The 855-nt window shown below is 32.6% G+C and carries 1 protein-coding gene; it reads right to left on the bottom strand.

Features of this window, described 5'->3' with window-relative positions; translation table 11 throughout:
• Positions 1-164 precede the first annotated feature (164 nt).
• Positions 165-521 carry a YgzB family protein gene (locus DN392_RS30135; protein WP_000025063.1) on the bottom strand — a complete coding sequence of 119 codons (357 nt, stop codon included), beginning with the start codon at positions 519-521 and terminating at the stop codon, positions 165-167.
• Between the last annotated feature and the right edge of the window lie 334 nt (positions 522-855).

Raw genomic sequence — 855 nt, 5'->3', positions numbered from 1 at the left:
CCTCTTTCTTTATTATATATGGGAATTACGTTAGGTTCAGGAGGATTTAAAACGTTCAGTGAAGAACCTAATTTAATTAAAGATAAATACAAAAGGTGATTTCTTTGTTAAGAAATCACCTTTTAACGTTTAGTTTTGTAAGGGCACATTGTACCTATATATGCCTATGATTTATAGCTCTTCTTATTATATTTCTCATCAAATTCTTTTCCTTCTAGATTTCGATCCATTGTTAAAGGTTGGTTGCAATGCATACATGCGTCGACACGACCGAGCATTTTGGTCGGCTTATCGCAGCTTGGACAAATAATTTGTACAGTTTTAGTAGATAACATGCCAATCCAAAAGTAAACGACAGTACTAGCGATAACAGCTAAAAAGCCAACCATCATAAATGTTGTCATAATAATAATGTTTTCACGGAAAAAGACACCTAAGTATGCAATGAAGAGGCCGATAAATACTAAACTTAATGCAAAGGTCCGGATTTTATTGATTTTATTTGAATACTTAATGCTCATTCTCACCACGCTCCTATAACAATAATATAACATAAAATTTAGAATTTTCACTCGTTCAGAAACATGATAAAGTGATAAGGTATGAAATGTGGAGTAGGATGAAGGGAGACTATAATGATTTTTGAAACATGTTTTAAAGTTTTAACGGGATGTGAAATTTTTTTATAAAAAGTATTGACCCTGTATGTAGTGCATGATATATTAATAACCGTCGCTGATGCGGAAACGCAGAAAACGACAAAAAAGAAATTGAAAAACTTAGTTGACATCGAAAAACGAAGATGTTAACATAAGGAAGTCGCAAATGAGCGGCTAAGTAGTTCTTTGAAAACTG

Source organism: Bacillus sp. BB51/4 (genome assembly GCF_008368845.1).
GTDB lineage: Bacteria > Bacillota > Bacilli > Bacillales > Bacillaceae_G > Bacillus_A > Bacillus_A wiedmannii.
The sequence above is the reverse complement of the archived record's forward strand: the minus strand, read 5'-3'. Positions and strand labels throughout refer to the sequence as shown.

What these genes read in the sequence shown, in the direction of transcription:
- DN392_RS30135 (WP_000025063.1), bottom strand. Translation starts at nt 521, where the DNA reads ATGAGCATTAAGTATTCAAATAAAATCAATAAAATCCGGACCTTTGCA.